This window comes from Polystyrenella longa, assembly GCF_007750395.1.
GTDB lineage: Bacteria > Planctomycetota > Planctomycetia > Planctomycetales > Planctomycetaceae > Polystyrenella > Polystyrenella longa.
The window spans coordinates 845,156-867,031 of sequence record NZ_CP036281.1 but is presented as its reverse complement, the minus strand read 5'-3'; the positions used below and the strand labels follow the sequence as shown (position 1 = coordinate 867,031).

Genomic DNA, 21,876 nt, shown 5'->3' with positions numbered 1-21,876 from the left:
CTGTCCGACAGCAATGCCCACCGTCAAACCGACCAATACCGCCGAGATCACATTCATCCCCGTAATTTACCAGACGACCGAAATCACTTCGTCCACTGGTACACCATCTGTGCGGCCAGCGAGCGGACGAATACCTGATCGTCACACACCGCCAGATGAGCCCAAGTCGTATCGTCAGTGAGATGCCGTTTGTCCAGCAACTCAAACTTCTCTGGGTTGGCCCGAATGAGAAGCAAGTCGCCTTTCTGATCCAACGCGAGAATTTTGTCACCAGCCGCCACCATGCTCCAGTATTTACCAAATGGTTCCGTCGTCCACTGTTGCTCTCCCGTTTTCCAGTCGTAGCATGTAAAACGTTGGTTCTTGAGATGATGATAAATATAACCGTCGATCAAGATCGGGGACGACATATACCCCTGCTGGTTGGCCTGCCAGACGACGTCAACTTGACTGCCCGATTCGCCTTGATTGATTTGATAAAGCCAAGTTTTTCCGCCGTAGGTGCTCGTGAAGACTTCGTTGCCCTGAACTAGAGGCGTCAGAATATTCATCCCTCGAAAAGCGGGAACTTCCTGCGACCAATAAGCCTTGCCCGTTTCTAATGAGAGCCCCGTCAACTCAGTCCGCGTCTGCACGACGATCTGTTTCTGACCATTGATCTCCGCCACCACCGGTGACGAAAATGCCGAACCGTGCATGCCCCCTTCGTCAACCAATACCCGCCACTCTGGCTTTCCGGTTCGTTTATTGACTTTGACAAACCCGGCCCCTGCCTGAATATATAGAAAGTCCCCCTCAATGAGTGGAGAACTGGCGCATCCAAAGCCGGGTAACGACACATCGTACTCTTTAACGAAATCCATTTCCCACAATCGCTCCCCCGTTTCGGTATCCAGACAGACGAGGAAATCTCGAATCCCGGGAACATACAATCGACCCTCGTCATAAATTGGAGTCGCCCGGATCCAGCTTCCGTTCTGCATTGCAAAAAACGGAACCGATAACGATCCCGGCCAACGGTCAGTCCATAGTTCATCACCCGTTTGTCGATCAAGAGCCCTGACTCGTTCGTCCTTTTTATCAACAGTCTCAGTGACTAAAACGCGATCCCCGGTGACGATGGGTCCCGAATAACTTGGCTGCAATTCAACTTGCCATTGCAGCCGCAACGAATCCTCATTGATTTGATCAGGCCACTCGACTCCCTGTAAAATGCTGTCCCGTCCTTCACCGCGCCACTCAGGCCATGTCGTTTTCTCTCCCGCCGCAATTACCGAAGCAATACAAGTAGAGAACGCCAGTAAATTAAACGCAATAAGTCGACCGGAACAAACTTCCACAGCACCACTCCTTATGAGGGAATCCTCTATTGTAAGGGAAATCCATGAGAACAAGCCATTATAGTAGCCCGCTCCAATTCGCCATCGGGCTCTTTTGATTTTCTCAACAATCCACTTACGCACCTAGAAGCCAATCCATAGAAGATCCACCTAAAGTTTTTTCATTGGCTTTTTTAATGAGTTCCCTCCAACATAAACCGGCCGCGGTCCGAGCACACTCTATTAAATAGTATTAAAACATTGTCACCTATGTCATATTGAACATTTATAAACAGTGATTCTAATCAACCTTGTTCTCGCTATCCCTCACACTTATTGACATATTCTAATATGTCGCCTATTTCCCATGAAGCATATACCTCATTACTCAAGTTTTGGCCGCCACCTACTTGACAATCTCGAATGTCAGACCGGATTCCTGCCCGTCGTTTTCAATGCTTTAATGCGATTCCGGGGCTCAATCATCGATCCGCTCGACCGGGAAACGGACTTCACCTTCAATGAGCAGAACCAGCAACTGACGCGGACGTTGCCCGTCACGGGTAATGAACAGTACTGGTACGACGAGGAGGATCGAAACTACCGGAGCGAAGACTTTGAAGGAAACGTGGTTGATTCTATCTTCACGGACGAAGGTCTGCTCGATGAACTGCAATACTTCAACTCGTCCGCCGACCCCGATGTTGACACGCCGGATGAAACAGTCAGATACACCTACGACGACCAGTACCGCAAAACGAGTATGACGGATGACCGGGGCACAACGTACTACACGTACGACGATGATGGCCGGATTACGCAGATCAGTTCGCCGGAAGGGAGCCTCAACTATGAATACGACGACCTGACGGGCCCGAAAACCCGCGTGACAACCGGTGACCCGAGTGATGTCGAGAACGATTTCCGTAATGATAAACTAGACTTTACGGTTTAACTTCATACTTGACTTCTGCGAGCATCATTTGAGAGCATGTTATATTTTCAACTCCCAGGTTAACGCAGGTGTTTTCCGCTAATATCACAACAGAAACATGCTATGCCTAGAATTCCAAATATAGCTTACGAAAATGATTCCGGGAGTTTGGTTTTACTTTCTCGGGTGGCCAATCATTTTTGTGAATACGCCGGCATATTTCGTGAAGTCTTTTATTATGAATATGTATGGGTAGCGTTCATCGAAGACGTTATGGTGGAGCATTTGAGTCAAGAACCGTACTTTAGTGTTGACGAACTAGAAACCGAAGCCGACATTGATCCATATTTCATGCCGATATCTGCTTCTGAATGGATAAAAGCGATATTGGAAGTGGCCATGATGCCTTCATCGCAAGGAGTCATTTTTTGTCAGGGACTGGATGAAGTTAGTGTAGTCATGCAAAAAACGACTGACTGCGTGGCGACGCAGTTTATAATGGCAGTTTCACCTGGCAGAAGCAGCCCGACACGAGTCACGTATCGGGCTGGTGATCTCGGACTTGACGAGAGCCTCGATCCGCTAGGCTATGTGTACCAAGTAGTATCGGAATACGTTACTCCTATCGATGCGTGGGAGAACATGATTCGAGGCACTTTAGAGGACTTCATCACGCTTATCGCAGCCTTCAGAAAGCACATCTATTCTGATGAGTCCATAGCTTTAACTGTCGATGAGGAGAGCAAGCTGAATGATATACAGAACAAGATTGAAGCGATTTATAAGCAAGTCGATATCAACGGCACGTGATAGAAATAGTCTGCCCACGCCCCCCTTTCCTCTCGCTCCATCTCTCTCCTTTCACTACACTTCAATTTGTTCCACGGAATAGAACCCATCCTGAAACCGGGTTGAGGCCACGCTAAAGCCTATTAATCAAGGGCGATATTGAGCCATCAGAGGGTTTCAGGACCGCTAAAAATGCCCTCGCTTGAAGTGAGTCGGTTTTGCGTTCGGATACGGCCAGCCCTACACCAGTTGCCCCTTCCTCTGCCACCGCAGAGTCTTCACCCGGTTCGTCACAGACGAACACCGGTATGATGTCGCGTGCGCGGCACTTGATGGAGGCGATTGTTTTTCTGGCGCTGGCCGTCGTCCTCATTCGAGCCTTCCAGGTCGAGGGTTACCTTATCACCACCGGCTCCATGGCCACGGCACTCAAGGGGGCACACGCCCAGGTCGACTGCACTCACTGCCTGTTCTCCTTCGCCGTGGGGGCCAGCTTCGACGAATCCAGCCCCAACCCCTTTCATCAGGAACTCTCCTCGAAGCAGGAAGAATTCACGACCTGCCCCAACTGTGGTGAACCGCGCATTCCGCTGACAGAGTCAGCCACCAGCCAGGGCGATCAAATCCTGATTCACAAAGGCGGGTTCTACTTTCGTGAACCGAAACGGTTTGAACCCGCTCTGTTTCGCAACCCGGACCAGCCACACGAAATCTATATCAAACGCATCGTAGGGCTACCGGGTGAAACAATTCTCCTCAGCGAAGGAGACCTCTTTATCAATGGAGCACGAATCGTCAAAACGCTTACTGAACAGCGTCAATTGCGGGAACTGATCCATGACGAAGGCCACCCCACCCTTCACGATTCCCAACACGAGATTCGCTCTCGCTGGCAACCGGCTCGGGGGGCGACGACAGGCTGGGCCTATTCTGCGGACGACTATTCCTGGACTCTCACTCCGACGACAGATTCAGCCGAGCCCAACTTTCAGTGGCTCCAGTATCAACATTGGCTGGCCGTTGGCGGCAGTCATCTCACCCAGGTTTCACTCCCTAAACCCGAAATCAAGATCGGCCTCCCTCCGCTACCTCGGGACCAACAAGAGGCTGAAGAGTCAGAGACCTCAGCTTCGCTCGAAGAGCCCGAGAAAATTGAAGAACAGGACCTCGACTTCCCCTTTCAATTGCCCACTGGCGGTTGCCCTGTCCAGTTCGACAATGAAAATCATGAACTCTCTATATATGGTGTGCTTACGAATGACTGGTACGAGAAGGTTGCCAAGTTAAACAAGGAAAACCCAGAACACATCGCGGCTCTGTCGCAACTCAAAGCGCAATCTCATCTCGCCCCCATCACCGACTTCAGCAGTTACAACCCAAATTCACTGCTGCACCACGCCCGGGTTATGAATGACCTGATGATCTCTCTCCGCCTGAAATCGGAGACCCCCTCTGGCCAGTTCGCTTTGCGACTCCATGAGGGAGCCAACTCGTACGAGGTCGTCTTCGATCTTGCTCGCAATGAGTTCGAGCTGTTTTTAAAAGACAGCTTTCAACCCATCCTCACTCACGCTCTGCCAGCAGGAGATTTCGCTTCAGGTCGGTTGATCGAGTTGTCGACCTTCGATCGCCACCTGTTACTCGCAGTCGATGGGCAACTGGTGCTAGACTCCTGGACACTCCCCTTCACCTCCGCTCATCAATCCTACGCACGCACCCCGGTCGAGATCGCCGGTCGCCAAGGTGTCTTCAATGTGCAGGATCTACGCTTGTACCGAGACCTGTATTATCGTTCCGATTTCCCGGATCTCGTCCGCCACGCCACCACGACTCCCTACCAAATCGGCAGCAACCAATATTTTATGCTGGGCGACAACAGCATGCGTTCGTGGGATAGCCGCTGCTGGACTAAACCCGGGGTTCCGCGGAATTTCCTCCTCGGTCGTCCCCTGATTGTCCATCTTCCCTCTCAAACAGCCCCGGAAGAACTTGGAGGGCATCGATTCAACATTCGTATCCCGGACTTGGCCCGAATTCGACTGATCCATTAAGATACGCCCCTACATTCTTGCAGTGAAATCCCAAGTGAATCCCAACTGAATCTCTTAAAAAACGTAGGAACTTGTAGGGAAACATTGCCACCACAGGACAGAAGCAACGAATAACCTGAAAAATGACCCTCGTTTCCGGGCAGATCCTCTAGCGGCTAAAACCACGTCTTCGAGAACTTTCGAGTCGGCGGACCGCTAATTTATCCCGAATTAGATCTTAATAGAAACCTGACCTTCGAGTCAGAGATTAAAATATGAGCACCACCCGGAAAAAGAACTCCAAAACCGTCGAGGCCCCAGCCAAAAAGAAACACGACGATGGAATCCGCGAGACGTTCGACTCGATCGTCTTCGCCTTCGTCCTCGCTTTCCTGTTCAGGGCCTTTGCCGCCGAAGCGTTCATCATTCCGACCGGTTCGATGGCCCCCACGTTGCTGGGCCGAAACAAAGACGTCTACTGCTCCCAATGTGATTACGAATTTACTATTGGTGCGAGCAGCGAAGTCGATTCGGAATCAGGACGACTGCAGGCTCGGCTCAACTGGGCAACCTGCCCCAACTGCCGTTACGACATAAATGTCCGTGACGACAACGTCTACAATGGAGATCGCATTCTCGTCACCAAGTTCTCATATGAGTTTGCCGACCCCGACCGCTTCGACGTGATCGTCTTCAAATATCCCGAAAGCCCGAACACCAGCTACATTAAACGCCTGATCGGTTTACCAGGGGAATCGATCAAAATTGAACAAGGTGACATCTACACTCGGAAATCCAATCAAGATCCCTGGGCAATTGCACGTAAGGCGAATCCTGATAAACAGCAGGATATCCAGCTCTCTGTTTACGATAACAACTATCGTGCCACCCCCCTGCATCAAGCCGGTTGGCCGCTTCGCTGGACCGGTATGCAGCAACAATCGGGCAAAGACGAACTCGATGGTTGGGTGGAATCCACAACAGGCTGGCAGACGATTGATGGTGGTGCCGCTTATCAACTCGATGGAACCAATTCCGACGAAACCGCCTGGCTCCGATACCGACACATCGTCCCTAGTTCTCGCGACTGGGACGATCTGGAAACAGGCCGACCGCTTGTACAAAACCCTGTTCCCCAGTTGGTACTCGACTTCTGCTCTTATAATACAACCTCTTTCGATCAAGGTCGCGGAGGTGAAGTCCCCAACCCGGCTCGCTATTGGGTTGGCGATTTAACCCTCAGCTTCAACGCCGATCTCCGAGATGCCGGCAATTCACCGGAACTTCTCGTCGAATTGAACGAAGGAGTTCGTCAGTACCGCTGCCAGTTCGACCTCCAGACAGGACAAGTTCAGGCTCAGATGATCGATCATTTTCTGGCAGATCCTGAACCACGTGCGCTTGGAACTGCTGATAGCGGAGTGATAGCCGGCGACGAATACGACATCCGTTTTGCCAACGTCGACAATCGCCTTGTCCTCTGGGTGAACGACTCCGTGGTCACTTTTGATCAACCTCTGACATACGACACACCCGGATTCCCTGGTCCTAGAGAACGAGACTTGGTCCCTGCCGGAATTGCCGCTCGGGAAGTCAACGTTGTCGTAAGCGATCTGAAGATTCAAAGAGATATCTATTATCGGGCGGAAGCATCACACGACAATCGGGGTACCCCGCTCGACCCCTCCATCACCGGAATGGGTGAGAACGATTCCACCAATCTCTATACACACCGGACCGATCCGGAAACTTGGTGGAAGATTTACATCAACAATAGCGACGACTATTCCCTCGTCTTCGCCCCATTAGCTGATGATGAATATTTTGTCATGGGCGACAATAGCCCCCGCAGCAAAGACAGCCGGCTTTGGGAAAATGACCGAGCGGCGAAAAACCGCCACGCCGTAAAAGAATCTGCACTGGTGGGCAAGGCATTTTACATCTTCTGGCCGCATGGAGTCCCCGTTGGTAACGATGGTAAAGGATTTCCGATCCGATATCACCGTGACAATCTCAACAACAAAACGGACTACCCAACCTATTCTCTTCCCTTCCTACCACAACTGGACAAGATGAAACGCATCCGCTGAAGTCGGTCCGTTTTCGTTAGTGAATTCCACTGAAACCTGTCCGTCTATAGTGTCGGGCGACAATCTCATCGAACTTGTCTTGTCAGACGAGTCAGAATCAGGGAAACTGAGCTGCGGAACTGCAGATCTTGGCGGTCTGGAGCTAATTTTAACTGCCTCATTGCATGGTTTTAACAGCTTTTGCACCCACTTTCCGACTGACGTCACGCAGCGGAATGGTCCTTTCGGGCCGTCCGTTTTAGATTCATCCCAGCATTCGAACTATCATGGAGGATAACTCGATGCAACTTCTCGACTGTCGTAGCCTGATTAAAGACTATCCTGGAAAACGTGCCGTCAATGGCATCGATTTTTACGTGGATCGTGGCGAGATTGTCGGCCTGCTGGGACCGAACGGTGCCGGAAAATCGACTACTTTCCGCATGGCCTGCGGCCTGGCCACACCTACGGAAGGCACTGTTCATCTCAATGGAGTCGATGTCACCCGCTGGCCAATGTACAAACGCGCGCGTCATGGCATGGGTTATCTCCCTCAGGACGACAGCATCTTCGGCAAACTCTCGGTCGAACAAAACATCTTCGCCGTACTCGAATACCTCGACATGAACCGTCGAGAACGGACCTTTCGCGTGGACGAACTACTGGAGCAATTTGGTCTTACGGACCGCCGCACCCAAACTTCCTCAACACTTTCCGGGGGAGAACGACGTCGACTCGAAATTGCACGCTGTCTCGCTTCCGATCCGGAGCTGATTCTACTCGACGAGCCTTTCACCGGGATTGACCCCGTCACGATTCACAGCATCCAGGACATCATCTCCGACCTGCGAGATAGTGGTATTTCCATTCTGCTGACCGACCACCGCGAGCGGGAAACGCTCACCATCACGGATCGTAGCTATATCGTCTGTGCCGGCGAAGTGATCGTCAGTGGTGATGCTGAGACAGTTCTAAGCGACCCCAAAGCCAAACAGCTTTATTTCGGAAAACGCTTCGACGCCGAGTCGATTATCGAAGGGAAAGAATCCTTCTCAATCGCCGATTCGAAGCACCAGCAACGTACTTCTCAGCTGAACGACGATTCCGAACTCGCTGCGTAAGAATAAAACATGAACTCCTCTCAGTTCGTCTGAGTGCTTTCTGATAGCCACCTCGCGCATAGCGGCTCAGCTTGCACATTCCACGCAATCCACCCAAAAACAACTTCCTGATAGCAAATAGGTTACGCCTATTTGTCCGCTCCAAGTCCGCAAACGATTAATTTCCTTACCGGGCAATCACCGTCGGTCTGCTTATATAGCCAACGGTTATCCATTAGCAGGTGAATCCCTGCAGCTTTTTGGCCAACCGAAAAACATTTCGGGACCGTCATTCCAAAATTAGCTCTAAGCTCTTCTACCTAAATAGCTTACAGAAAAGCGATTTCAAGTCTCTCCCGGCTGCAGACCCGCGTTTGGGGGATCAATTACAGTTTTGTTGAATCGTGTAATATTTTCAAACAAGTGCTTGTAGATCCACACATCGTCGCGTAGCATCATTAACGACAGAATCGTCACGCCCTGCGAAACAAGCGTATTACGCCTCAATCCCGCAAAGTGACTATTCCTCACTTTCTGACATTGAACCATTTTCTCCTGACCTCAAATCCCAGTGGTGTTCCCCCTTCTTCCCCTGAGTGGAGCCGCTGCCGGAAAAATATTCAATGACAGTACCATCTTTGGAGCCAGGAGGGCCCGCAGGTGTCTCGAATCGTTTCAGGTTGCGCGCCGAATGCGTATCGGTCCCCTCGATATTCATTCGCTGCCAACCCGGACAATTCGGTTACGGCGTTTCTTAAATGCAATTTTATCTCCTGGTTAATCCTCACTTTGATGATCGTTTCCTGCTTTTCGGCCTTCCCTCTTCATTCCACCCCGACATCAGGCTTTCATCCCCGAAAATTGACTCCGGCGACAGATGCTCTCTTACAGACAGCCGCTCAACGCCGCCGAACAAGGACAATCCCCGATGATGTTGACGAACTGGCTCCAGAAATTTCAGACCCGATTTTCCTGTTCAGCTGCATCCACCAGACGAAGCCACCGTCTGCGTTCCACCACGTTCGACATTTCGAGCGAAGTCGAACGCTTCGAAGACAAATGCCTGCTTAACGGGGTATTGGTGAGCGTAGAACAACCCATCAATAGCGCCACCGACGACGCTGAGGAGAAAGAGTCCGGAACAGTTTCCCGGTACGACACCGACCTCGACATCGTCCAGGAAGGTCGCAGAAGTCAATTGGTTGGTTTGCGATTTTCGAACATTCAGGTTCCCGACGATGCCATCATTCGGCGAGCTTACATCCAGTTCACCGCCGACGAAGCCTCTTCCGATGCTGCGAGTATCAATATTTATGGCGAACTCTCCGCTGAATCGGATAGCTTCGGAGGGAATTCAAACAACATTTCAGTGCGAGACCGCACCACTACAAATATTGAGTGGACTCCCGGCTCCTGGTTCTTCAGTGGAGAACAAACCGGAGCCCAAGCTACTCCCGACCTGACTCCCATTATTCAGGAACTCGTGAGCCAGTCAGGTTGGACTTCCGACAGCCCCATGACATTCATGATGGACGGCTCCGGCTCGCGTGTCGCTCGCTCGTTCGACGCTGGCAGCGGGGCTCCTGTCCTGCACATCGATTACATCGTTGATGCAAACTACGAAGAAAAAGAATTTCTTGTAACACAATCCCCTCGATTGCAACTGGGTGATACCCCTCTGGTCGGTTTTGGATTTGACGGCAGTAACGTCGATCAAGTACAGGTCATGATGCAGACGGAACGTACTGGCAACATCGGCACCAACGACAGCTTCACGATCGAATACCGAAAAACTGGAGCATCTTCCTGGACTGAAGTAACTTCATGGAACACGACTCAGGCCGGACAATCAGGCATTGACGTCCACAACGCGGAGTTTCCAAACCTCGAATTCAATACCGAGTATGAATATCGAGTGCGTCAACATCTCGACTCTGGGGAAATCGTCGAAGAATGGCATAACACATTCCGCACGCGCCTAGCCAAAGGCGATACGTCCGAATTTTCCTTCGCTGCAGTAGGGAACTCGTCCGGTAACCCGGTATCCGCTCCGGAAGCATTACAAGCGACTCGCCAAGTAATGAGTCAAGTCGGACAAACCAACGCTGCTTTCTCACTACTGGTGGGTAATAACTTAAACCCCTCCAGCAGCTATCAGGACGCCAACGGTCGATTTGAACAGTTTATTAACCCTGAAACAGCCGCTTGGACTGCCTCTCATATCGAGTACGCCGCTTACGGCTCCAGCGATGTGAACAGCCCGGCTGCAAGCTTATACTTTTCTTCCCCCGTTCCTCAGGAAGGCGTCACCTCTCCCTTCTACAACCCACTGGGAGAACAGGCAGAACGAAATTATTCGTATGATTACGGGGACACCCACTTCGCGACCTTTAACAGCAACGTCTGGAATAACGAAGCCCAACTCGACGAAGTTCTCGACTGGCTGGAAAAAGACATGCGTGCCAGCACTGCGCAGTGGAAGATTGTCTTCACCAACTTCCCCATCGCCAGTCCGGGCGGTTTCGAGCAGGGCCCCGACGATGACTACTATCAAGACGTCGTCGAACGATTACACGCCGCAGGAGTTGACCTGTTCCTGACGGGTGAATCCTCTACCTACTCCTGGACGAAACCACTCACGGGAGACGCTGATGGAACTGCTTTATTCGTTGATGATGGTGATCAGACCTACGATAAAGGTGCCGGCCTGATTCAGGTCACCACCGGAGTCGGCGGCATGCCTCTCGATGGAGGTAGCTTTTCCAATCAGGACTACATGGCCGTGGGCTACTCCAGTTCAACAGCCCGTTCTGCCGAGTATGGTTTCTCGCTGATTGAAGTTCGCGAGGATGAACTGGTCGTAAAATATGTCGCCGCTGATGATGGTGAAATCATTGACTCCTTCACCATCGTTGATAACAAGTATCAGTTACCGGCCAAAGTTAATATCGATGGCGACTTCTCCGACTGGGCCGACATTCCTTCTTACTATGATGCGGCGGACGATGTCCACGACACGGATTCCACCGGTCGAGATGGCACACCCGCTTATCGCGAACATCCCGATGTCGACCTTCTCGAATACAAAGTCACTCACGACAATGAGAATTTGTACTTTTACTTCCGAGCTGCTGGCGAAATCGGTGAAACTCAGGTCGAGAACCAGGAACTTGGTCTGCGCTCCGGACGATATTACGTCATTACCACCATCGATGTCGACGACGATGATGACACTGGCTACTGGCTTGATCTGGGGGGATACTATCCCACCACTCCCGGTTACGACATGAACGCCGAAGTTGAATACTTCAACGGAGAATTCAACACGGGCCACTATATCAACCATGGTGCTATTGACGACCCATCACTTCTCGAAGCTTTCCGCGAACAGACTAACGGCGAATATCGGGTGGGGTACGACGGGCCTTACAGCCCTGGTTACATCGATATTCTTCCCGGCTCTTATGACTACTACACCCAGTGGGTGTATGACGACAAAGGTACCGAGAATGAATTCGACGATGAAATCACCTTCGTCGTAGACCGTGGCCCGATTATTCGAGGGAATGTCACCAGCGCCCGCTCGGACGACTTCCACGAAATCGAAATGGTCGCGCCTTTACGAGGCTTCCTGAAAGACGCCCAGGGAAACCCAATCGTCAAAATGGGAAGTGTCCTCGACATCTCCTTCTCGCTGGAAGCAAGTGGTGAGCTCGCTCCCTCCCAGGATTGGGGCTCCGATACGGGTGACCCCATCAATGGTTATCTCCTTACCGAAACTCTGCTCCCGCAATCTGGATACGCCTTTGGTGACACTCCCATTGTCGATGAAGACTCTGGTTTCCATTCCGTGAACAATTTCATGATCATGGAAGGAAGTCCTAACAATCGCGAATTCGTTATCTCGAATAACAATGACCTCCTCTTCTCCGAACAACCCAATATCGACTTCGAAACGGGCGAGTTAACCTTCGCTACCGCTCAAGACCAGTGGGGAGTGGCTGTTGTCTCCGTCACCGAGATGATCGATGGAGTTGAGCTGGAAACACGTAGTTTCAACATCTACGTTCATCCGACCAATGACGCCCCGGATGCCGTCGATGACAATTACGAAGTCTATTCAAACACGTTTGGCAACCCGTTTACTCCGCTCGACAACGATACTACCGGACCGGATGTTTTTGAATCTGTTTCAGTCGTCAGTGTGCAACACATCACTGACCAGGGTGGTACAGTCGAGTTGAAAAATGGGCAAGTCACTTACACTCCACGACCGACCTTCAGCGGTATCGATACCTTCAAATATACGATCACTGACGGAACGGGAGAAACAGACACCGCAACGATCTCAGTCAACGTCATCTTTCAGGGTGCCCCCAATATCGTCATCGACGGTGACATGAGTGATTGGGACAGCCCCTACATCGACGCTTACTTCGACCCCGCAGATGATCAGCACGATACCGACACCGAAGGCCGGGATGGAAACCCATTGTATGTGGACCACCCTGATGCAGACCTGCTCGAATATCGGGTCACGAATGACTCCGATAACTTGTACTTCTACTTCCGTTCACGCGGACAGATCGGCGCCACCACAAGCACGGCAAACGGTGACCGTGCAGGTCGGTTCTATGTCATTGTAACTATTGACGTCGACAACGACGACGCCACTGGTTACTGGCTGGATGATGGTGGATACTATCCCACCACACCCGGTTATGACATGAACGCCGAAGTTGAATACTATGATGGTGAATTCAATACTGGTCACTACTTGAACCACGGGGCCCAAAGCCCGGCGGAACTTTATCAAGCCTTCCTTGATCAGACACAGGGCGACTATGTTCCTGGCTTCGATGGACCTTACAAACCGGGGTTCGTCGACATTCTCCCGGGTAGTTACGACTATTACTCTCAGTGGGTTTACCAGGAAAACAATCCGGCCACTGAAGACGATGATGAAATCACATTAGTCCTTGATAAAGGGCCTATCGTGCTCGGCATCATCGAATCTGCTATCTCAGCCGATGGTCATTCACTGGAAATGATTGCTCCGCTGAAAGGGTTCATGAAAGACGAAAACGGTGTCCCGATCATCGGCATCGGTAGTATTCTTGACCTCTCCTTCTCGCTGGAAGCAAGTGGTGAACTCAGTAATGAAGTCACCCCCAGCAATCCGAACGGCATTTGGGCCTCCGATACAGCCGATCCCTTGAACGGATACGTCGTCCAGGAAAGTCGTGCTTCGTTTCCTTACTTTGAAAACTTCAATACGAACTCAGCCGACGACTTCATCCCGGTCACTGGCAACTGGACCGCCAGTAACCAGAAGTTAACCGTCAGTAGTCAAGCCTCCTCCTGGTACAAAACGGGGATCAGTTTGCTTGACACAAACGGTCCCCTTCCGAATGACTTTGTCCTGAAAACTCAATTTGAAATTCAGCCACAAGCGGGACAAGCCTCGAACAGTTTCGTCATCTTCGATTATGAGTCCCCGACGAAATACAAATTTGCAGGTACCTGGGCCGGTCAGAACAGATTGGTTGTGGGACAGTACGAAAACAATCAGTTCCGAGTCTTTGGAGAAGCTTCCGAGAACATCAACAACAACACTGCGTACGACATGGAGCTGTGGTTCGAAGGCTCAAAGTTAACGATGTCAGTGGATGGACTCACCAAGATCACCCACGATTTCGGTGGCCCCATTAACGACAATCCACTCGGACTGGGTGCATTCAACTCTACTGTTCACTTTGATAACTTCGCCCTGACGACCATCCTTGACGGAACGCCCAAAACTGCATTCCCATTCTCGGTAGATAACGGCGACGACCTCGAAGGAACGATGTACGACATTAATGGGAACTGGAACGTCCAGGAAGACTTTGCGATTGGAAACTCCACGGGCATCGCGAATCCACGGGGCATCACGCTGTTCAACACGGCAAACACACTGCCCTCCAGTTACGACATCAGCACTCGTATGATCTCGACATTCCAGGGACCGGGCACAGCAACCAATGCCTACATCGTCTTTGATTATGTTTCTCCTACAAACTTCAAGTTCGCGGGAATGGCTGTTGGCCAGAATCGCTGGGTCATCGGTGAGTACCACCAAGGGTGGCATTACCACTCGGTCGTCACTGAGCCCATTGGTGTAGGACAAGCCTTCGACGTTAACCTTGAAATCGATGGTGACACTGTCACCCTTTCCAGAAATGGATCTCAGGTCGGTCAACACACCTTTAGCCAGCCAGTCAATGAAGGCCTGGCGGGGCTATTTGTTCTAAATGGCGAAAGCCGTTTTGAAGACATCAAACTGGGTAACGTTCCCGCCCCATCTCCTCAGGGTGCTCTTCTCGCTCAGATGTTCTCATCCGACTCGACGGAGTCCAACACGGTTGAACAAACCGCGGTCAACCTGACTCCCACTTCATCGAATTTCCGTTACAGTGCAGACGTTACATCCATTAATGTATCTGGAGAAGACCGGAACGGTTTCCTGGCTTTCAATGTGCTCTCTGCAGATCAATTCAGTCTGGCAGGGGTCGACCTTAACAGTAAGAAGTGGATTATTGGACAGTACATCAACGGCGTCTATCAGGAACTGGCCAGCCTTACCGACCTCGGTATCAACCCGGCAACACCTCTTCAACTGGAAGTGAAAGTCGTCGGTAGCACTGTCACTCTCCTAGCCAATGGCAACGAGAAACTGTCTTACACATTTGACGACAGCCAGTCGGAAGGTACAGTCGGCGTGGCCACTCATAATGCCCGCAGTCAGTTTACCGGTCTTGCACTGACGGAACTTTCCGTAACAGACTCTGTATTTGAAGATTCCTTTGCCGACTTGCTAATCTAATCGCATTTCGATCAAATATTACAATCTCCCTGACACCTCATCTCGGATTTCCGAGATGAGGTTTTTGTTGCCTCCACTGCTGCTTAGAAACCTTCTGTTCGTGACTTCGATTCCGCAGGATCACCAATTAACTTCCGTGTTCTGCAGAGAACTTTCCAGATTTGTGAATTTGAATCTTTCAGAGTTTCTGGTTTATGTTAATAATTGGAAGTGAATCGTCGGCTCCCGTCGCCAGCAGAGACACCCTGCTCCGAGCATCGCTGCATTCCGTATTCCATGACGGAAATCCACGGTTAATTTTTCAGCCGATCAATTTCCGGGAGAAGAAGTCCGGGATCACTAGAATCTCCTTTTCTAGTCAATATGCCCTCCTGAAACTCGCTACGCCATCGGCTTCTGGATCGAATGACATGGACGACAGTAGACATCAACGCCGAATTCTCAAAGCCGCAGAAGGCTATCTGGAACTGGACCTGCCCGAGCAGGCGCTCCGCGAACTCGATCAAATCAAAACAACTGACGAGTTCCGTTGTCGATATCACATTCTGCGAGGAGAAGCCTTTCGTCAACGAGAGGAATTCGAAGCCGCACTACTCTCCTATCACAAATCACACTGTGGTGAACCGGAGAACCTCATCGTTCTTATGGGCATGGCCTGGTGTTACAAACGAACCGGCCAGCTTCACCGATCCATCCAGATGATGAAACGAGCTCTCGAAGTCGAACCGGACAACGCGCTAATTCAATTCAACCTGGCTTGTTATTTCTCCCTTGATCAGGACAAGTCGCAGGCGCTATCCTGGCTGGGTCGCGCTTTTCGGCAGGATCGCTCATTAATTTCATTGGTGGCCGACGAAACCGATTTCGACCCCCTACGAGACGATCCCGATTTTCAATACATGATTGAAACCGTCGGCACCACTGAAAAACAGGGTTGAGCCGATTCACTTCCATTACCACCTCTTCTGAGATTCACCTGGGCTCTAAGAGCCGTTCGAATCTTCTTCGACTCGACATGGTATTTTTTCACCTCCCGCCCTGCCCATCATCTACTCAGCGCACTACAATCACGCCCCCCGGGTTCGTTCCCTTCTCACTGAACCACCCATCCGTTGTAACTACACGGTCGTTAATAATTTCCTGATGCCTGTCAGCAAACATCTTCATTTCTACTGACATTCTCTGTTTTCATTTGCCTTTAGTTACAAGGACCAAGCATGCTGACGGATGCCACGTTGCTCTTCGAACATCTTGATCAACTTTGCCGTACACCTCGTCCAGCGATGAGCGGCGAACTTGAAACCGCCCGTCAGTATGTTGAAAACCAATTAATCGCCGCCGGTTGGAACTGCGAACGCCAACCGTTTGAAGCACAGAATTCGATGCTCGAATCGTTGAATGGCATCAACATCGTAGCACGTCACCCCGCACTGCAATCGGCTGCGAGCGATCAGAAAAACTTTCCCACACTCGTCGTCGGTGCCCATCTCGACTCACGAGAAGAGACCCCCGGTGCGGATGACAATGCCAGTGCCGTCGTCACGTTACTCGAAATCGCACGGGTGATCCCCCAGCTCATTGCCGATCAAAAACTCGCCTGCGACTTGGAACTGGTCGCCTTTGATCTGGAAGAAAATGGCATGTTGGGCGGCGCCTGGCACGCAGCCATAGCCAGACAGACTAACCGAAATCTGGCAGGGATGATCTCCCTGGAAATGCTCGGTTACTGCGATCCCAAACCGGGTAGTCAAAAATTACCGGAGCCACTTATCGGACTCTATCCTGATACGGGTGATTTTATCGCGATCATCGGCAACCAGGTTTCAACCTCGCTCATTTCCAACTGGCGTCAGGGCATGGAACAAGTCGAAGGCCTCCCGATACAGTCGCTTCAGGTTCCTAACAACGGAAACGATCTCCAAGCCAGCCGCCTGAGCGACCACAGCCCCTTCTGGGATGAAGGATTCGCCGCACTGATGATCACTGATACCAGTTTTCTGCGGAACCCTTATTACCACCTTGCGACTGATACCCCTGAAACACTCGATCGCGACTTCCTGCACAAAGTCGCCGAGGGCTCCACGCTGGCGATATCGCATATTCTGAAAAGTGGACTATAATCTTCGTCTGCAATCTCCGTCTGTTTCACTCTGCATCCATCCACTCGATTAAAGTTATCGCTCATGACAACGGAAACTGACACCGGACCGGTTCGCCAGTTAACCAAATCGCAACGACGTGTATTAGGGGTCCTTCTGGAAAAAGCCTTCACCACCCCAGAGGCTTATCCTCTGACGCTGAAAGGGCTGACGACCGGTTGCAATCAGAAGAGCAACCGGAGTCCACTATCCAGCTACGAAGAAGGGGGAGTCTACGATACGATTGAAGAACTGAGAGCACTCGGACTGGCGGCCGTGGTTCATACGGAATCAGGACGCACCGAACGGTTTCGTCACTACGTCAGAAAGAAGTTCACCTTCACAGAACCCCAACTGGCTATCCTGACCGAACTCATGTTGCGCGGACGCCAGACCCTTGGAGAATTACGCGCCCGTGCCAGTCGTATGGTTCCGATAGAATCGCTCACGGAACTGCGTAACGAACTGGATTCATTGCTAAACCAAGGGTACCTGCAAGCGACCGCAGATCTCGAACGCCGCGGAACCGAAGTCGATCATACTTTCTATGAACCGCAGGAAAACAAAGACCTCGAAGTAAGAGCATCAGGTGCAGGCAAAACTTCCCCGTCTGCCGGAACTACAGCACACTCGGCGGAAGGTTCCTCTAACCCTGCTTCTTCCACGGGCGAATCGATCTCGGAACTGGCCGTATATTCCGCTCCTGAAGAATCCACCCCCGCCCTGTCTGACCAACACAAACAATTAGAGCAGGATGTGCAGGAACTCCGTCAGGAAAACAATCAACTGAAGCAGGATCTACAGGAACTACAAACACAACTTGACGACCTGACTCAACAGGTCTCCGATATCCGTCGCGACCTCGGTATGTAACCAGAATTTCGCGAGGAAATGATGCGACTTTTGAATCGATGCTTCTTAAGAACAGGGCTCTTCGCACTAATAGCGTTGTGCTCAAGTTCGCTTTCCACTCTGGCCGACGATCATCGATCTCGTATTATAAAAACGGAGACGATCCAACCTCGAATCGAATCGGTTACCTGGTATAGCCAGCAGCTTGAACAGGAAAAACGGTTTTCAGTAGTGCTCCCCAAGGGTTATTCACCACCTGAGCCCATTCATGGTGAGACAACACGAAAGAACTGGCCAGTTCTCTATCTGTTGCACGGTCGCGGAAGACATGAACGCTCGCTGATTGACGATGCCGAAGCACGTAGTTCATTGCTGCAGGCGGAGTTCGTCATCATTCTTCCGGACGGCGACGATGGCTGGTATATCGATTCCCCAATCCGTAAACGAGACCGTTACGAATCCTATCTGACTGAACTGATTGATCTGGCGGACCGTCACTATGAGCTTAGCCCCGAACCGAAAGACCGTGCCCTTTGCGGCTGGTCGATGGGTGGGTACGGTGCCATGCACTACATGGTCGAACATCCGGACGATTTCTCAGCCATTGTCACTCTCATTGGACTTCTCGACTTCCCCAGGGAAGGGTTGCCACCAGAACAAAGTTACGTAGTGCCACTGCAGCGATTCGGAGAGGATCGTCAGGACTGGCTGAAATGGAACTCGCTGTTCAAGGCGGATCGGCTGAAACAAAAGTCTATTCTTCTACTGACCGCCGATGAAGCTTTTGATCGCACAATGAATGAGAACTTCTCTCAAAAACTCCAGGAACTGCAAATTCCTCATCAGTACAAGGTACTTAAGGGCGGGCACAGCTTTTCCGTGGTCCGTTCCGGTCTCACCCATATGATTCAGTTTGGTAATGACCATTTTTCCTCCTCCCCAACAAAAGACACAAACGTCCCGTCAGAGTAATACCGCCGACAGGGCCCCACTATTCACAGGAACAGTACCGGGGCCTCAATCGAACGATTTCAAACAATTTTCTTTCAAATCTCGTAAGAGAAACAGGCTACATCTCGTACCTGTGCACGAACGGCTCCTGTCATCTGACCCTTCCAGAGCGTATTCACGCTTGATTGTGGGTTGTCTCTCGTCACCGCGTGGAGTAGAAAACAGACTCAGCTCTTTAGTTTCTGTGATTCTTCCGAAACCTATCTTCTTATTCAGTCATTAATTAGGTCGAATATTCGACACCCGTTCGCTTAGAAAAAGGCTCTCGAAATGCATCGAGTTCTGTTGCTCTCATATTGTTCCCTGCTATTGCTTCTCTCCGGTTGCGGCGATCCCGGAGTCACGGATCTAAATTCATCCGATACACCAGACGAGATTAAGAATCCGTTCGATGAGAGCAACGCAAATGCAACAGCAATGAACAGTTCTTATGATAACATCGATCGTTCTCGCACTTCCTTCGAAGGTACCTGGATACTGACGTCGACTACACCCGCTCCGAAACAGCAATTCATGGTCGACTTCGACTTCGCGCTCGTCGAAATCACGAAAGACGCTGCAGGAAACTACCAGGGGAAAGTCGCTGAAACCAGCAACCTCCCGGAAGGACTTGAAATTCCTGAGCTGAAAGATCTCAAAGTCGAAGACGACACGATCCTTTTCGCACTGCATCAAGGTGACAAAATTCTTCCCTGCGAGGGCAAGCTGCAAGATGGTCTGATTTTAGGGAGTCTGTTCGGGGGTAATCGTATGATCCTCCCTCTGCGTATGGTCGCTACCCAGGAAACTTCCCTCTCCACAAAGCAGGAAGAACGCCACCGCGAGACGCCAGACACACCGGAATATCTAAAAGCTCTCCAATCGGACTCTCCTCAAAATGCTCTGTTGGAATTCGCCGAAAAACATCCCGAAAATCCATACTCGCTACGAGCATTTTCTACGATATTCAGCCTGGCTCCCGTCAAAGATTTTGATAGAGATTATCTTAAAGCCGCTGCAGCGAAATGTATCGAGGTCTCCAGCCTGTATGGAGATCGAATGATGATCAATTCATTGCAGAGTGTCATCTTGAATTTGCTTGAAACTCATAAACACCCCGATCTGGTCGAAACTTATCTGAAGAAACTCGAAACGGAGATGACCGATGAAGAGCGGGAAATGATGAGCTCGATGCTCGAAAACTCAAACAAAGCCATTAACATCGATCGAGCGATCCTTGCTCTTGAGGAAAGCTCCACGCCCGAAAATCTGACTCAGCTTGAAAGTCTTCAAAAAGAAAGCCCGTTCGAAGAACGAATTCTTCTGGCCCTGGCAAATGAGGCTGTCAAGCAGGATCAGCAAGACCAGGCGATCCAATATTTTGGGGAATTGGCAACCATCCCATTCCTGGAAGAAAAACTTCTGCGTCGCTGGAAGATGCAACAAATAGAGAACCCACCTCCCAGTGTGACCTTTAAGGAACTGTGGGAAAAGAAAAATGGCGATCTTGTCGGTATCGACGAATATCAGGACGAGATTCTCAAAAATCTGGTTACTGTTCACAGCATCGAACCAGCAGAAAAGACCGAGGTCGAGGGAATCCGCCGGAAAGTTCTCTGTGAATTCTTCACCAGCGCCCCCTGTCAACCTTGCGTCGTTCCCGACCTGGCACTGACGGCGGCAGACAATGCATTAGATGACGATGAGTTCATCATGTTGATCTACCATAATCACGCTGGCGGACCTGATCCGATGGCAAATCCAATGTCGATGGCCCGCCATGAAAGTCTTGCCCGGATCACGGAAGACAAGCGGGTCGCTTCTCCAATGGTAACGTTGAATGGGAAGCTACTCCCTTTGCGAGGTGGCTTTATTGACACCCTTCCTCTCTGGGAAGAGCTCTTCATGGAGGAAGTGGAGCCATTGCGCAACCACTCCTCCCGCGTAAAAATCAATCTCAGCGCTCATGCTAAAAACAAACAGCTGCATGTGCAGGCGACAACGGAAGGTCTCGTTCCTCCTCTCACCAAAATGCGTTTGAAACTCGCTCTTGCGGAAGAACATGTCGACTACGTTTCGACCAACGGTTTGAGAAGTTACGAGATGGTCGTACGCTTTATGCCCGGCGGCCCCGCAGGTATCGAAGCCTCAAACGAAGGGTTTACCTTTGATCAAGAAATTGACCTGGAAGGTATCAAACGAGAACTTCTAGATTATATCGAAGCATTTGAAGACCAGGCCAACTACCGATTCGAAGAAAAACCACTGCAGATGAAGAAGATGTACCTGGTCGGTTTCATCCAGAACGAAGAAACCAACGAAATTCTGCAGGTTGAAAAAGTTCCCGTCACTGGTGCTCTCAACTACGGAATCATGGACGAGATCACTAACGCTCCTAAGGTCGAAGAGAAAGAAACTGAACCCGCAGCATCTGAAGAAGAAGTAAAACCGGAAACTAAACCGGAAGCGGAACCTGCTAAACCGGAAGAGTCTCAGTCTACACCTGAAAAGCCAGAGGAAACTCCAGCGAAAGAAAAAGCCGACATACCCGAAGCAGTAGAAGCCAAGGCCGATAAGCCTGCGGAATCTCCAGAAAAACCGGCTGCTGAAGAATCGCCCGCAGAGCCGGAACCCGCTGCAGAAGATCCAGCGCCCGAAACGGCTTCACCCGAAACTCCCCCAGAGGAGCCTCTCGCAAAAGAAATTCCGGCTAAAGAAGCACCGGCCGAATCGCCGGCCCCCTGACAATCATTAACAGACACTGTAACTGTTGGTGACCGGGCAGACCGA

General features: G+C 50.9%; 12 protein-coding genes. 11 read left to right on the top strand and 1 reads right to left on the bottom strand.

Annotated elements, in window-relative coordinates; translation table 11 throughout:
- Positions 1–83 precede the first annotated feature (83 nt).
- Positions 84–1,340, bottom strand: coding sequence for a PQQ-binding-like beta-propeller repeat protein (locus Pla110_RS03180; RefSeq protein ID WP_197440473.1), 1,257 nt, complete (start codon positions 1,338–1,340; stop codon positions 84–86).
- Positions 1,341–1,686: 346 nt separating this feature from the next.
- Between Pla110_RS03180 and Pla110_RS03175 the strand changes: the two genes are divergently transcribed.
- From Pla110_RS03175 to Pla110_RS03125, 11 genes are all read left to right on the top strand, one after another.
- Positions 1,687–2,274, top strand: coding sequence for an RHS repeat domain-containing protein (locus tag Pla110_RS03175; RefSeq protein ID WP_144993131.1), 588 nt, complete (start codon positions 1,687–1,689; stop codon positions 2,272–2,274).
- Between the two features lie 102 nt (positions 2,275–2,376).
- Positions 2,377–3,063, top strand: a complete 687-nt coding sequence (locus Pla110_RS03170; RefSeq protein WP_144993128.1) for a hypothetical protein — start codon at positions 2,377–2,379, stop codon at positions 3,061–3,063.
- Between the two features lie 197 nt (positions 3,064–3,260).
- Positions 3,261–5,093 carry a S26 family signal peptidase gene (locus Pla110_RS03165; RefSeq protein ID WP_144993126.1) on the top strand — a complete coding sequence of 611 codons (1,833 nt, stop codon included), beginning with the start codon at positions 3,261–3,263 and terminating at the stop codon, positions 5,091–5,093.
- A 254-nt stretch (positions 5,094–5,347) separates the two neighbouring features.
- Positions 5,348–7,162 carry a signal peptidase I gene (gene lepB, locus Pla110_RS03160; protein WP_197440472.1) on the top strand — a complete coding sequence of 605 codons (1,815 nt, stop codon included), beginning with the start codon at positions 5,348–5,350 and terminating at the stop codon, positions 7,160–7,162.
- Positions 7,163–7,443: 281 nt separating this feature from the next.
- On the top strand, positions 7,444–8,262 hold the full coding sequence (gene lptB / locus Pla110_RS03155; RefSeq protein WP_144993124.1) for an LPS export ABC transporter ATP-binding protein: 819 nt from the start codon (positions 7,444–7,446) through the stop codon (positions 8,260–8,262).
- 907 nt (positions 8,263–9,169) lie between these two features.
- Positions 9,170–15,106: an Ig-like domain-containing protein gene (locus tag Pla110_RS03150; protein WP_144993121.1), complete on the top strand. Its 5,937-nt coding sequence runs from the start codon at positions 9,170–9,172 to the stop codon at positions 15,104–15,106.
- Positions 15,107–15,516: 410 nt separating this feature from the next.
- Positions 15,517–16,044 (top strand): tetratricopeptide repeat protein, encoded by a 528-nt coding sequence (locus Pla110_RS03145; protein WP_144993119.1) that lies wholly within the window; start codon positions 15,517–15,519, stop codon positions 16,042–16,044.
- Between the two features lie 279 nt (positions 16,045–16,323).
- Positions 16,324–17,226 (top strand): M28 family peptidase, encoded by a 903-nt coding sequence (locus tag Pla110_RS03140; protein ID WP_144993116.1) that lies wholly within the window; start codon positions 16,324–16,326, stop codon positions 17,224–17,226.
- Positions 17,227–17,289: 63 nt separating this feature from the next.
- Positions 17,290–18,117: a DUF480 domain-containing protein gene (locus Pla110_RS03135; protein ID WP_144993113.1), complete on the top strand. Its 828-nt coding sequence runs from the start codon at positions 17,290–17,292 to the stop codon at positions 18,115–18,117.
- Between the two features lie 18 nt (positions 18,118–18,135).
- Positions 18,136–19,068, top strand: a complete 933-nt coding sequence (locus Pla110_RS03130) for an alpha/beta hydrolase (protein WP_144993110.1) — start codon at positions 18,136–18,138, stop codon at positions 19,066–19,068.
- A 456-nt stretch (positions 19,069–19,524) separates the two neighbouring features.
- Positions 19,525–21,831, top strand: coding sequence for a hypothetical protein (locus Pla110_RS03125; RefSeq protein WP_144993107.1), 2,307 nt, complete (start codon positions 19,525–19,527; stop codon positions 21,829–21,831).
- Positions 21,832–21,876: the final 45 nt, after the last annotated feature.